The organism is Ochrobactrum sp. PL_is483 (assembly GCF_055816855.1).
In genome coordinates this window covers 64175-76849 of the sequence record NZ_JBVPGS010000040.1, presented here as the reverse complement: position 1 = coordinate 76849, position 12675 = coordinate 64175, and the positions used below count along the sequence as shown (strand labels likewise).

Annotated in this window: 11 protein-coding genes; 6 read left to right on the top strand and 5 right to left on the bottom strand. The window is 60.1% G+C overall.

Annotated features, from left to right (window positions below; all coding sequences use genetic code 11):
- Positions 1 to 44 precede the first annotated feature (44 nt).
- From AC0TNJ_RS18580 to AC0TNJ_RS18570, 3 genes are read right to left on the bottom strand one after another with little or no spacing between them, the layout of a single operon-like run.
- The gene (locus tag AC0TNJ_RS18580) at positions 45 to 1367 is read right to left on the bottom strand and encodes a glycoside hydrolase family 140 protein (RefSeq protein WP_473771988.1); all 1323 of its coding nucleotides are present in this window, start codon (positions 1365 to 1367) and stop codon (positions 45 to 47) included.
- On the bottom strand, positions 1364 to 2719 hold the full coding sequence (locus AC0TNJ_RS18575) for a glutamate-1-semialdehyde 2,1-aminomutase (RefSeq protein ID WP_473771987.1): 1356 nt from the start codon (positions 2717 to 2719) through the stop codon (positions 1364 to 1366). The genes AC0TNJ_RS18580 and AC0TNJ_RS18575 overlap by 4 nt, the downstream gene beginning before the upstream one ends.
- A 25-nt stretch (positions 2720 to 2744) precedes the next feature.
- Positions 2745 to 3977, bottom strand: a complete 1233-nt coding sequence (locus AC0TNJ_RS18570) for a glycosyltransferase family 4 protein (RefSeq protein WP_473772411.1) — start codon at positions 3975 to 3977, stop codon at positions 2745 to 2747.
- 253 nt (positions 3978 to 4230) lie between these two features.
- On the opposite strand from AC0TNJ_RS18570, the gene AC0TNJ_RS18565 reads away from it, so the two are divergent.
- The gene (locus tag AC0TNJ_RS18565; RefSeq protein ID WP_473771986.1) at positions 4231 to 5511 is read left to right on the top strand and encodes a polysaccharide pyruvyl transferase family protein; all 1281 of its coding nucleotides are present in this window, start codon (positions 4231 to 4233) and stop codon (positions 5509 to 5511) included.
- Here the strand turns inward: AC0TNJ_RS18565 and AC0TNJ_RS18560 are convergent.
- Positions 5440 to 6405, bottom strand: a complete 966-nt coding sequence (locus AC0TNJ_RS18560; RefSeq protein ID WP_473771985.1) for a glycosyltransferase — start codon at positions 6403 to 6405, stop codon at positions 5440 to 5442. The genes AC0TNJ_RS18565 and AC0TNJ_RS18560 overlap by 72 nt on opposite strands.
- 11 nt (positions 6406 to 6416) lie before the next feature.
- Positions 6417 to 7901 carry an oligosaccharide flippase family protein gene (locus AC0TNJ_RS18555; protein WP_473771984.1) on the bottom strand — a complete coding sequence of 495 codons (1485 nt, stop codon included), beginning with the start codon at positions 7899 to 7901 and terminating at the stop codon, positions 6417 to 6419.
- 274 nt (positions 7902 to 8175) lie between these two features.
- Here AC0TNJ_RS18555 and AC0TNJ_RS18550 point away from each other — a divergent pair, with 274 nt between their 5' ends.
- The 5 genes from AC0TNJ_RS18550 to AC0TNJ_RS18530 are packed head-to-tail and all read left to right on the top strand — an operon-like array spanning position 8176 to position 12674.
- Positions 8176 to 9294, top strand: coding sequence for an MraY family glycosyltransferase (locus tag AC0TNJ_RS18550; RefSeq protein WP_473771983.1), 1119 nt, complete (start codon positions 8176 to 8178; stop codon positions 9292 to 9294).
- The gene (locus AC0TNJ_RS18545) at positions 9291 to 10178 is read left to right on the top strand and encodes a glycosyltransferase family 2 protein (protein WP_473771982.1); all 888 of its coding nucleotides are present in this window, start codon (positions 9291 to 9293) and stop codon (positions 10176 to 10178) included. Before AC0TNJ_RS18550 ends, AC0TNJ_RS18545 begins: the two co-directional genes overlap by 4 nt.
- Positions 10178 to 10795, top strand: a complete 618-nt coding sequence (locus tag AC0TNJ_RS18540) for a YdcF family protein (protein WP_473772410.1) — start codon at positions 10178 to 10180, stop codon at positions 10793 to 10795. Before AC0TNJ_RS18545 ends, AC0TNJ_RS18540 begins: the two co-directional genes overlap by 1 nt.
- Complete coding sequence (locus AC0TNJ_RS18535) at positions 10792 to 12081, top strand: hypothetical protein (protein ID WP_473771981.1); 1290 nt, start codon at positions 10792 to 10794, stop codon at positions 12079 to 12081. The genes AC0TNJ_RS18540 and AC0TNJ_RS18535 overlap by 4 nt, the downstream gene beginning before the upstream one ends.
- Positions 12078 to 12674 carry a putative colanic acid biosynthesis acetyltransferase gene (locus AC0TNJ_RS18530; RefSeq protein WP_473771980.1) on the top strand — a complete coding sequence of 199 codons (597 nt, stop codon included), beginning with the start codon at positions 12078 to 12080 and terminating at the stop codon, positions 12672 to 12674. Before AC0TNJ_RS18535 ends, AC0TNJ_RS18530 begins: the two co-directional genes overlap by 4 nt.
- Position 12675: the final 1 nt, after the last annotated feature.

The following is a 12675-nucleotide window of genomic DNA, read 5'->3' as shown; positions in this document are numbered from 1 at the left end:
CCAGTAGGACAAGCGTTTATGAAAGGTATGAAAGGGCGTATCGCCTACTCCTTTTGGATGTCGCGCAGGCGCGCGGCGCTGCCGATCAGCAAAAGCCAGTCGGTTCCGCCGCCTGCATTTTCTGCCTGCCGGGGTCTATAAGTCGCGACCGTCCCCTCGATTTTCGGCTGGCCCGCCTCCGCGAACACGCCTGAAACCGGATCGAACCAGATTGCTTTCCCCCCTTGCCTCACCGCATCCTTCGGCACTGCAAAGCCATCGGCATCGCCATAGATTACCGACAGCGTGCCGTCTGACAGGGATGAGGCATGGCTTTCCGGCTTCAATGCGATGCGCTTTTCGCGATCGGGCTGCAATTGCGGCCATGGCAATCTGTCGAACAGTTTCTTCAACACCATCATTGACCGCGCGCCGGGGCTGTCGAGCGCTTCCTGCCAGCTACGGTCGGCATTGAAGACACCCGGCCCGGTGAAATGCCAGATTGGATTATTGCCGAAGAACTGCCCTGCGGCACCGGCCAGCAGCGCGCCATAGGCATTGCGGCGGATCATGCTGGCAGTGGTGTCCCGCTCGAACTCGTACGCGCCTTCCAGCAGGATGACCGGCATCCTGCCCGCTTTTCGTCGGGCAGAAATCGCCGCATGAACATCGTCATAGGTATAAACCGTATCGAAGCCAAGCCATGGCTGGTCGGCCCAGAGTTCCGCCGTGTTGGTATTGCGACCGGAATGCACCGTCTGGAGCGCGTCCGGGGCTACCTGCGCCAGGCCTTCGGCCAGAGCAGAGACAAGCTGGCGATCCGGCGCATTAAAATCTCCGCCCAACACCCAGATAATATTGCGAAATTTTGCAAACCGCCGGGCGATCGCTTCGCCATAGGCGCGCATTTTTGCGGGTCCAGCAGCCTGAACTCTGGAAAACCAGCCCTGATCGTTGCCATTGACGCCCAGATAGGCTGGCGCCAGGAATACGGCCATGCCCAGTTGCTCCGCCCGCCCGATCACCCAGGCGGCATGGTCGAAATATCTCGGATTGAGCTCGCCGAACGCATCGCCCTCGAAGGGCTTCTCGCCATAGGCATTGGCAGGCGGATGGCTGGAAAACCGATGCTCAAGAAGATTGACAAGAATGGCATTGAAGCCGCGCTTCCTGCGATCCTGCAGATAGATCTCGGCGTCCTCCCGCTTCAGTTCGGCAATCAGCGACCATGCGGTATCGCCTTGCAGCAGAAAGGGCCTGCCCGTCGCATCCTCGAAAATGCGCCGGTCCTGATCGATCCTGATCGGGAAAAGATCAGCCGCATTTGAAACCCCTGCTGCCAAACACAGCAGGATTGGGGCGATCAAAGCCGCTGCGAGGCGCTTCATCGCATCGCGGGCGGGAAGGTCGGCGCTTCGTTGAAGCGGCGATAGACTACCTGCGAAGGACGTCCCGTCAGATAGGAACCCACCCCGTCATTGAGCGCTCGGACATAAATGCCGAGCGCACCGTCGATCGCATCCACCGTGCGCGCAATATCGCTATCGCTATGGGTGTAGCTTACCACCAGCGACGGCATCAGCACGCCGCGCCGGATCGTCTCCTGAAGGAACAGCGTGCGATAAGCCTGCGACGGCTGGCCCTCTTCATCGAGCGTTCCATAGGCAAGGCAGCACGGTCGCCCGAACAGGCGAACATGGTTCTGAAGCCCGTGAGCGGCAATCGCTGCATTCACGCCCTCTGCCAGTTTGGAACCTTGCTCATAGAGCCTTTCGATTACCGGCTCATCGCGATAGATGGTCATCGTGGCAATCGCTGCGGCCATGGCGTGGGTTTCCGCGCCATGCGTGGTCGAGAGCAGGAAAACGCGAGGATGGTCCGTCTGCGTCAAACCGCCAAGCTGCATATATTCCGCCTTGCCCGCGAGTGCGGAAATGGCAAAACCGTTGCCCAGCGCCTTGCCGAAACAGGAAAGATCGGGTTCGACATCGTAAAGCTTCTGCGCTCCGCGCAGGTGCCAGCGAAAGCCGGTAATCATCTCGTCAAGAATGAACAAGGCCCCGTTTTCATGGGCGATCCGCCTTGCTTCCTGCAGAAAATTGCCCTGCGGCTCATCAGCCTTTGCAGGCTCGAGGATAAGGGCAGCGATACGCCCCGGATAATCGTCGAAAAGGGCTTGCACGCTTGCAATGTCGTTATAGCGGAACGTCGCCGTCAATGCCGAGACCGATGCTGGAATGCCCGCATTCATCTTGGTCGTACCGATAAACCAGTCATCGGTCGAAAAGAATGGATGATCGGCGCAGCAGGCAACCATGTCGCGCCCGGTATAGGCGCGCGCCAGCCGCACCGCGCCGGAGGTCGCGTCCGACCCGTCCTTGCAGAATTTCACCATCTCCGCATTGTCGATCAGCTCGAGAAAACTTTCCGCACATTCGACTTCGATGGCGCTTGGCCGCGTGAAATTGCACCCGTCCTGCAAGGCGTCGCGCACGGCGCGCACGATGGGCGGATAGGCATGACCGAGGCCGACGGCGCGATTGCCCATGCCGTATTCGATATATTCATGCCCGTCGACGTCGAAGACATGCGAGCCGGAACCGCGCTGGATGAAACCGGGCGCCAGAACCGGATATTGATCGTCGCCCTTGGCATAGGTGTGACAGCCGCCGGGAATAAGCGCATGCGCCTTGCTGGCGAGCAATTGGGAATTGCGGAACTGCGATGTGAAAAGGTTCATGCCCCTTCTCCTTTCTATTCACAGGTCATGCTGCCGACCATCCCGCATGCAGGCGCTCGCGCATCTGGCGCAGCCAGTTCTTGACCGGCTTCGGCAGGCGGCTGCGCAGGCTGGAATGAAGTGCATTCGGCATCGCCCATTGCGACAGCGCCAGCGGCGCGGCAATGGCCGGAGGTTCCATCGCCAGATGTTCAAGAAGGCTCGCATAGGCGCGGCCCACAACATCGTTGTCGAACACGGTTTCCACCTTTTGCCGCGCGGCGGCGGCCGTGCCTGCAAGCAGTTTGCGGTCGCGGGCAAGCCGTTCGATATGACGTGCCGCCTGACGAAAATCGCCGACCCGGAACAGGAAACCGTCCTCGCCGTCGGTGACGATAGTATCGGTCACCCCGGCGATCCTCGATACAACCGCAGGGCAACCCTGGCTCATCGCCTCGATGAGCGTGAGGCCGAACCCCTCGAAGCGTGACGGCATGACCAGAACGTCATGCTGGCTTACCCGCCACGGAACATCGGAAGGCGCAACCCAGCCCGCAAAGCTGACCTTGTCGCCAAACGGCGCAAGACGGTGGCGCAGTTCCGCCAGATCGGGACCGTCACCGGCGACTGTCAGATGGTAGGGGCAATCGAGCTCGCGCAATATGTTCGGCAACCAGAAAATGCCCTTGGAGTTGTCCTCGATACGCCCGAGATAAAGCAGGCGCAGCGGACCGCTTTCATCCTGTTTGGCGCCATTGCGCGCCAGATGAATGTCCCGGTTCAATCCGTGCGGGATGACCAGCGTGCGCGCCGCATCGAAACCGTGCTGGCGCACGAGATCGTCGCGGCAGCGTTTCGAAACGCCGACCGTGGCGTGGACATGATCGCGGATCGCCCTTGCCGCCACATAGGTGCCGGGGGTGATGTTGTGCACGATCATGACGCGCAGAATATCGGCAGGCAGATAGCGCACCAGATTGGTTTCAAAACGGTTGGCGAGAACATTGACGAAAACGGCGTCGAAGCGGTTGTCGCGCAGAAAGCCGATCATGTGCCGGGCGCGGGTTTCTTCGTCAAGTAGCCCCATGCGGTCGATGGCATCGCCCTTGCGCAGCGCATCCTCAAGCCCCTGCCCGCTCGGCACGCTGACCGTATCGCCGGCGGCGCCCGCGGCCAGCCAGCGAAGCTCGATCCCCGACTGGCCCAGCGACGAGCGCAGCCGTGTAAAGACCGAATAGGTCCCGCCAATGTGGGGACGGACAAAGTAAGCACATTTCATGGCCGGAACCTTGTTGCCACGTGACATTGCAAGGGAGCCAAGACTTCGAGGGAACAACTCCCTCGAAGCCTTACTCCGGTATATCGGGGGGCAATGGATATACCGCTGGCCAGTGTATCGAAATCGCAACGCTGCGCATTTCGGCTATGAGGGGTACATCCCCTCCTACAATAGAGGATGGTGTTCACCCTTCTGCCAGTTTTCCCGAAAGCCAGTCCGGCATTAGCTTCTAGGTATGTCTGGAGTTGCGCATATGCGGGTAGGTCTTTTCGGGCAATTTGGATCGGGCAATACCGGCAATGACGGTTCGCTGGAGGCCATGTTGCAGCTCTTGAAGCGCAACTGCCCCGACGCGAAACTTGTCTGCATCTGCTCAAGGCCCGACATTATTGCGCGGAAATTCGATCTTCCAGCCCATCCGGTCTCCCGGCCTTATCCATCCAACTGGCTGCTGCGCGCCATCAACAAGGCAATGTTGCATGCGCCCCGCCGAACGATCGGCTTCTGCTGCGCGCTGCTGCTCGCTTCTCAACTCGACTTCATTGTCGTGCCGGGCACGGGCATATTGGACGACTTTAACGAAAATCCCTTTGGCTGGCCTTTCGCAGTGTTGCGATGGTCCCTTGCGGCGCGGCTAACCGGCACGCGCATGATTTTTGTGTCGATTGGCGCCGGACCCGTCAATCACCCGTTGAGCCGGCGCTTCGTACGTTGGGCCGCGAAGCTTGCCGCTTTCCGGTCTTACCGGGATCAGGTGTCTCACGACTTCATGAAGCAACTCGGCGTAGCCCCTTCCGGGGATTTCGTCAGCGCGGATATCGCCTTCGCGCTGCCAACGGTTCCGGATGGAAAACAGGACAGTCCCCACCAATGCGTGGGCATCGGTGTGATGACCTATCGCGGATGGGAAAAGGCCGAGAAGGATGGCAACGCGATCTACAGGAACTATGTCGCCAAAATGGCGACACTTGCGAAAAGACTTCTGGACAGCGGGCGACAGGTCCGGCTGCTGATCGGCGACAAAGGCGATATGGCAGCGGCGCGCGACATATTGGAACAGCTCCCTGCGGCGGAAGCGGACAAGGTGATATTTGAGCCATCCGCATCGCTGCACGACCTCATGCAGCAGATAGCCAAAACAGATGTCGTTATTGCCAGCCGCTACCATAACATTGTCTGCGCTCTTGCGATGGGGCGTCCTGCAATTTCGCTGGCTTATGCGAGCAAGAACGATGCGCTTCTGCACGATACCGGTCTCGCGGCATTCTGCCACCGGATCGATAGTTTCGATCCCGAAACCATCCTCTCCCAGATCGATCTTGCCTTCACGCAACGAACGGCATTGAGCCAGCAAGTCACAGCTGGGGTGGAGCTCTATCGAAGCAGGCTCGCAGGACAGGAAGAAATCCTTCGCGCCCTTTTTGTCGACCCGACACGGCAAAAGGCCGATTGCGCCACCCAATCATGCGCCGCGTCCGTTGCGCCAGGCGGATCGTTTCAACAAGTAGTCGAACGGGGGCATGACTGCCAGTAACGGCTCCCGCTTCAGCGCGAACGCCATCAGCGAACCCGCCACTTTCGGCTGCCGCGCCAGACTGGAGATCGCGGACCAGTAGGCGCGCTTGGTCAGGCAATCCCGGACCATCGCGAACAGCCGGTCCCGATGCGGCAGGCTCGCCCCCTCATGATCGAAAAAGGACCGGAAACCAGCCTCGAATTCCCGATTCCAGTTCAAAATGCCATTCACCGCCGCCGACTGGTTCTGGGCGTGTGAACGCGCAAAGGCCTGTATCCGGCTCGTCGATGCAACAGCCCCGCGCATGGCGATGCGCAGCCACATTTCCAGATCGTCCGTATGGGAAAGCGAAGTGCGGTAATATCCAGCCTGTTTCTGGATCGCTGTCCGCACGACTGCGGTGGGGCCGATCACCGGATTAAATGCATGGCGGCAGGCAAATTCGATAAATTCATCCCCGGAGCGTATCCGCCAATCACCGCCCGCCTGGTCTGTACTAGCGTGATGGGGTTCCCCGTCATCCGCCTTCATCCTGCCGGTCGCGCCATGCGCCAGATGAACGTCCGGGTGTTGCGAGAGCAATCCCGCCGCCCTTTCCAGCGCGCCGCCTGCCAGCATGTCATCCGAACAGAGGATCAGGAAATAATCCGATGCGGCCCAGTCTATGCCTTCGTTGAACGAAGCATGCGGCCCCAGATTTTTGCTGCGAAGCAGCAACTCCACCCGGCGGTCCCTAGCGGCAAGGCCCTGTGCGACCTCGACGCTGTCATCGGTTGAGGCATTGTCGATAATGAGCAGACGGACATCGACGCCTGTCTGACCCAGAACGCTGTTGGCGCTGAGAGAAAGATACCGGCCATAGTTGAAATTGGGGATCACGACGTCAATCGTCGGCAATTTGTATTTGACCATCACCAGCCGTCCTATTCCGCGAGTCTGGAAGCTGGCGGCTGCACGCTCCGCGCCCGAAACTTTCCGACAAGCCAGCCCAGTATCGGTTCGACCTCGGCGGCGAAAGGATGCCGCGCCACGAACAGCGCGCCCAGCCAGCTGAACGCCGCGATGACGCCCATTACAACACCCGTGGACCGATGGATTTCCAGCGAAAAGCCATTCGCCGCCACAATCGCCAGCGGTATGGCAAGGGTGATCACGGTAACGAGCCCGCTTTTCAGCAAGGCACGGCCAAGCTCGGCATAGGAAAAGACCACATGCCTGCGCACGAATATGATGGCTATGACCATCTGTATCGGCAGGCTGATGAACTGGCCGAGCGCAACGGCGAGCAGCCCGTAAAATGCGGCTGTGCCGATGACGGTGACCGCCACCAACCGCGAAATCAGGTTGGACAGAAACGCCTCGCGGTTCTGTCCCAATGCCATCAGCAGCGGATAGGTGAGGATCGATGGAAACCAGAACAGACAGGCAAGGCTGAGGATTGCAACAATGGGTGCCGCTTCGTCCCAGCCGGGGCCAAGGACGATGTGCACCGCCGGATATGCCAGCAGCGCAAGCAGTGCCTGTGCTGGCCAGTAGGCGACAGTGATATAGGATAAGGCACGGATATAGGATTGGCTGATATTCGCTCCGTCACGGACCTGTGCCGAAAGCATCGGGAAAGCCACGGTAAAAACGGCAGAAAGGATGATGCGATCAGGCAGGCCGCTCAGCGTGTCGGCGCGATTGTATATCCCGACCGCCGATATGGGCATGAAGCGCCCGAGCAGGAGTTGCGGCAGCGTCATGCAGGCCTTGTTCAGCCCGGCATTGCCCCCAAGATAGATCCCGAACCGCCAGGCCGTGTCGAAACTGGCCAGCGACGGGCGAAACAGATTTTTCAAAGGATGGATCGAGATAGCCAGCGCCGTTATCATCAACGCACTTGCCAGCAGGCCGAAGGCAAAACACATATGGCCGAAGCCACAATAGGCCATGGCAACCGTTACCAGAGCACCGAGACCCGCCCCTGCGGTGCGAATGCGCGCCAGTGCTCCAAAAGCCATCTCGCGCCTCAACAGCGCGACAATCGGCAAGGACAGGCTTTCAATCAGCGCGGCTATGATGGTGATGCTCAGAAAAAGCTTCAGTTTCGGATCGTTATAGGCTTCGGCGAAGTAACCCAGAGAAAGATAGAGAGCGACCGATAGCAGGGCTGTCACGCCCATCAGAAAAGTCAGCGAAGTCCGAATATCCTGATCGCGCACCGTGTCGATCTTTATCAGGAACTCCGGACTGGCGAATTCACGCAGTGAGAACACGATTGCCGTAAGGCTCAAGCCTATTACGCCCATTCCGGTTTCCGCCGGTCCCAGAAAGCGCGAAACCGCAGCGACCGTCACGAAGTTGAAGAGCAGCCCCGCATACTGCTCCAGCGCCGCCATGAGAAAGCCTCTGCGACTGCCATTCATGATGCGCTCCAACGAGTGATGTTCCCCGGCGCGGTCGACGGTTTTTGTGTCACCTTTCGTCCCCCATTCATTGCAGTCCGGCAGCAGCGCTCGCAGGCGCAATCTTCCCGGCAGGACCAGAATAGCCTTTTGCGAAAGGCACGAAATGCCGCCCTTGGTGTTAGCCCCCAACCTGAAAGGAGTATGCGGCACGCTCTAAAGCCAAGTCGTGGACGGCGCGGCAATGGGTAAAAATTTGCGGAGTTTGATCTTTTGCACGCGGCTTGGAGGAGACATGACAAGTCTTTCATGGATCACGCTTCTGGCCTTCGTCCTTTCCGTCGCTTTCTGCCTCGGCTTTCGCGGACTGGCGCGTGAATGGTATCTCATCGACATACCCGATGCCCGCAAGACGCATGACGGAGACGTCCCGCTGTGCGGAGGCATTGCCATTTTTCTCTCGTTTTCCGTTGCCGCGCTGCTTGCGTCTGGCATTCCAGGTCACGCCAATGCCGCCGCCCTGCTGCCGGGGCTGGTGCTGGTCCTCATTGCAGGCGTGCTGGATGACCGCTTCAATCTGCCCGTCGCGCCACGCCTTGCGGTCCAGCTTCTGGCGGCACTTCTGATCATCGGCATAGCCGGTGTCCGGCATATCTATCTGGGGCTTGCTTCCAGTGGCATCGCCCCGGACATGCTGGCCCAGTTTCTCGCCGGACCGCTTTTTCTTCTCATTGCGTCCGCTTTCATTGTGGGCCTCGTCAACGCGGTCAATATGAGCGATGGCGTAGATGGGCTGGCGGGGTCGGCAAGCGCTGCCGCCTTCTTCTGGCTGGCCGTCATCGGTTTCGGCGCGGGCGAGCATCGCCTCGGCTTGCAGGCGCTCGCCATCGCCGCCGCCTGCCTCGGCTTTCTCGTCTTCAATATGCGGCATCGCTGGCGCAACAGGGCAAGCCTTTTCCTTGGCGATGGCGGCAGCACCTTTCTTGGTGCGGCTCTTGCCGGGTTTATCCTCATCCTTGCAAGCGGAACCGCCGCCGTCGCCTTTCCCATCCTGATCTGGATCGTCATCGTGCCCGTCATCGATACGCTGAGCCTGATCGTGCGCCGCATGTCGGCGCGCCGCAGCCCGTTCTCGCCGGACCGCCAGCATCTGCATCACCTGCTGATGGATGCCGGGCTTTCCTGCGGGCAGACAGCCGTCGCGGTCATGATGCTCAATCTCATGGCGGGTGCCGTCGCCTACATCGCCGTCCGGTTCGAAACGCCTGTCTGGCCAATGCTTCTGGCGCTGGCGATACCGGCTGCGGCGCATACGCTTTTCGTGCTGCGCATGACCAGAGGTCCGCGCCGGACGGTTGCAGTTTCAAAGGCCGAAGCCAAACCGAAGATCACCTATCCCGAGGCAACTTCATGAATGTTTCCGTACTCATCATGACGCTGAACGAAGAAGCCAACCTGCCAGCCTGTCTGGCTTCGCTGGACTGGTGCGACGATATCGTCGTCCTCGATTCCTTCAGCAGCGACCGCACGGTCGAAATTGCAAGGGCAGCGGGCGCCCGCGTTTTCCAGCGTGCCTACGACACCGAGGACCGCCAGCGCATGTATGGCCTGACGGAAATCAAGTTCAGGCATGACTGGGTTTACACGCCTGACGCTGACGAGATCACCCCGCCGGACCTTCGCGACGAAATGCTGGCAATCGCCGCCGATCCCGACCGGCCGGAGGTGTTTTTCAAGGCGCGATACAAGAACATGTTCATGGGGCGCTGGATACGCCATGCGAGCCTTTATCCCACCTGGATCACACGGTTGGTGAGGCCCGACCGGGTGCGGTTCGAACGCTCGGTGCATTCGCGCGCCAGCGGCGGGCCGGAAGGTGCCTTGCAGGCCCATTTCATCCATTACAGCTTCAACAAGGGGCTCGAAGCCTGGTACGACAAGCATAACCGCTATTCTTCCGCCGAGGCTGATCTGTCAGCCTCGCGCCTGCTTGAACGCAAGATCGACTGGGGCGGCATTTTTTCGGCAGAGCCGGAGCGGCGGCGGCGGGCATTGAAATCGCTTTCCTATCACATGCCGTTCAGGCCAGGCCTGCGCTTCCTCTACATGTACCTGCTGCGCGGCGGCTTTCTGGACGGCAAGCCCGGCTATCTCTATTGCCGCCTGCTTTCGGCTTACGAGTTCATGATCGTGGTCAAGATGGAAGAACAGCGCCAGCGGCAGTCAGCCATGCGGACGGAGATCCCTTTGGCCGGGCGGCCGCTGGAAGCCGGGACAGTGGAACGGCGTGTGCTATGATGCTTCTCGTCGTCCTGCCCTGCGCCATTCTGTTCGGCATTGCCGCGATGTTCTTATCGAAACCGGTTCTGACCTTGCAGGATGATGGCGGCAGGGCGGATGTTATCGTCGTGCCGGGCGGTGACGGCCCGCCGCGCGCGGCGCAGGCCGCCCGTCTGTGGAAGGAAGGCCGCTCGCCGGTGATCCTCGTTACCGGCGATGGCGACTGCCTCTATAACAAGCGGATCATGGTGCGCAACGGCGTGAACCCTTCGGCGATCTTCGTCGAATGCCGGTCGGGCAGCACGTGGCAGAATGCGCAATTTTCTGCGCCTGTTTTGCGTGGAATCCGGGCAAGAAGCGCCCTCATCGTGACCAACTGGTATCATTCCCGCCGGGCCATAGCGAGCTTTCGCGCCGCCTGTCCGCAGATGCGCTTCATCTCGTCCCCCATCGGCGGCGATGACGGACGCCCCGGTTTTCCGGCGACGCCCGCCGACATGGAGCTCGTTGCAAAGGAATATGTGAAGCTCGGCTGGTATCTGGTGTCAGGCCGCATTTTCCCGCACGATCTTACGGCAGGCGAGCCCGCACCCGACCTTTCGGACATATGCGCTGCGACGGGAGGCACGCAATGAACCTCTCGCTCACCTGGATCTTTGTCGGCTTCGTCCTCTGCCTTCTGGCTGGCGGCCTCTTCTCCAGACCAGAACGCATGTACCAGTTCCCCTTCCTCGCCGGGGTGATGACCTTCGGTTTCCTGCTGCCGCAGCTTCCCGCCCTTATTTACGATCAATTCCTGCCTTCCGGCGCTTATGCCAAGACGATGATCATGGGCATCCTGTCCTTCGCAATGCTTGCGATCGGGTGGCGGACAACGAAAAAGCCGATCCGGTTTCTCCGCATGAGTTTCAGCGAGCGGCGGCTGATATGGGCGGCAGCCGGGCTGTCGGCTTTCGGCGCCATATTCTATTTTCTGCTAAGCCGCCTTCCGGGCGATGTCTCCATCGGCATGCAGATGACCGGCATGCCGGTGGTTTATCTCTTCTTCGCACAGCTCATGCCCTATGGTCTTGCCATCGCTATCCTGTGCTTTGCGCGGCGTCCATCATGGGCTGCGCTGGCGATCATTCTGTTCGATCTCGTTTTCTATCTGGACCGGATTCTGGTGACCGGAAAACGCGCAGAGACAATTCAGCTTGTCCTTATGTTCCTTCTCGCCTTCTGGTTTTACCGGCGGATCGTCGTGCCTCGAACCGTCATGGCCATCGGCATCCTCGCCGGCACTTTCCTGATGACCAGCATGGGCGATTATCGTCAGGTAACGCGCACGGATGCGAGCTTCGTTCTCGATGAAATTCTGGAAATCGATTATGCCGCCAATTTCCGCAGCACCCTTGAGCGCGGCGGCCCGGAAATGCGCAATGCCGTGCAGCGCATTGATGAAATCGACCGGCGGCTGGAATTCGACTACGGCAAATATCACTGGAACCGGATCGTCTTCACATTCGTTCCGGCACAGCTCGTCGGCGGCGACGTCAAGGAAGCGCTCTATCTCGACGTCCCCGAACCCAGCCGCGATTACAATCCGCTGACCGGCACCACCGAGACCGGGCTGGTCGATGCATTTTCGTCGTTCTGGTATTTCGGCGCGCTGAAATTCCTGGTGCTGGCCTGGGCGATGCGCAGGCTCTGGGAAACCGCAATGGCGGGCGAGATGCTGGGCCAACTGGTCTACATGCTATCCATCGTCCCGGCCATGCATTCCATTTCTCACCATACGGATTGGGTCGTGCCGGTCTGGATTCACATGGCATTGTTCCTCATTCCGGTTCTTTCGTTCTGCGTAATCCGCAATCGATCGATCCACCTGCCGCTCCCGCCATCGCATAGCGGCACGCTTCAGGAAGGATGGTCATCATGACCGCAACGACGCACCGCAAAGCACCCGCGGAAGGCATCAAGGGCAGAATGAATGCGTCGCGTCCGCTTGAGGGCGGGGCGACCTTCACGCTCGGACATCGCGTCCAGCGCCTGTGCTGGCAGGGAAGCTGGCTGTTGCTTGCCGCATGGACGCCCTCCTTCCTGTGGCGCTGGCGCGGCGCGGTGCTGCGCGCCTTCGGCGCAAAGGTGCACAAGACGGCCATCGTGCGCGGCAGCGCCCGCATCTGGTGGCCGGGCAACCTGACCATGGGCGCGCACTCATCGCTGGGACCGGGCGCGCTGTGTTACAACGTGGCGCATGTGACGCTTGCGCCTTTCGCCATCGTTTCGCAGCGCGCGCATCTGTGCACCGCGGGCCACAATATCGATCAGGCCGACTTTCCGCTGACGGCAGCACCCATTCATGTCGGCGCTTATGGCTGGGTTGCAGCCGAAGCCTTCGTCGGGCCGGGAGTGAACATCGGTGAAGGCGCGGTTCTCGGCGCGCGCGGGGTCAGTTTCCGCGATATGGAACCTTGGATGGTCTATGCGGGCAATCCGGCCAAGCCGGTGCGGCCACGGCGAAAGCCCTGAC

Bases quoted from the DNA above. Each gene is read 5' to 3' on its own strand.
- AC0TNJ_RS18555 (WP_473771984.1), bottom strand. From the start codon at position 7,901: ATGAATGGCAGTCGCAGAGGCTTTCTCATGGCGGCGCTGGAGCAGTAT.
- AC0TNJ_RS18545 (WP_473771982.1), top strand. From the start codon at position 9,291: ATGAATGTTTCCGTACTCATCATGACGCTGAACGAAGAAGCCAACCTG.
- AC0TNJ_RS18540 (WP_473772410.1), top strand. From the start codon at position 10,178: ATGCTTCTCGTCGTCCTGCCCTGCGCCATTCTGTTCGGCATTGCCGCG.
- AC0TNJ_RS18530 (WP_473771980.1), top strand. From the start codon at position 12,078: ATGACCGCAACGACGCACCGCAAAGCACCCGCGGAAGGCATCAAGGGC.
- AC0TNJ_RS18570 (WP_473772411.1), bottom strand. From the start codon at position 3,977: ATGAAATGTGCTTACTTTGTCCGTCCCCACATTGGCGGGACCTATTCG.
- AC0TNJ_RS18560 (WP_473771985.1), bottom strand. From the start codon at position 6,405: ATGGTCAAATACAAATTGCCGACGATTGACGTCGTGATCCCCAATTTC.
- AC0TNJ_RS18565 (WP_473771986.1), top strand. From the start codon at position 4,231: ATGCGGGTAGGTCTTTTCGGGCAATTTGGATCGGGCAATACCGGCAAT.
- AC0TNJ_RS18575 (WP_473771987.1), bottom strand. From the start codon at position 2,719: ATGAACCTTTTCACATCGCAGTTCCGCAATTCCCAATTGCTCGCCAGC.
- AC0TNJ_RS18535 (WP_473771981.1), top strand. From the start codon at position 10,792: ATGAACCTCTCGCTCACCTGGATCTTTGTCGGCTTCGTCCTCTGCCTT.
- AC0TNJ_RS18580 (WP_473771988.1), bottom strand. From the start codon at position 1,367: ATGAAGCGCCTCGCAGCGGCTTTGATCGCCCCAATCCTGCTGTGTTTG.
- AC0TNJ_RS18550 (WP_473771983.1), top strand. From the start codon at position 8,176: ATGACAAGTCTTTCATGGATCACGCTTCTGGCCTTCGTCCTTTCCGTC.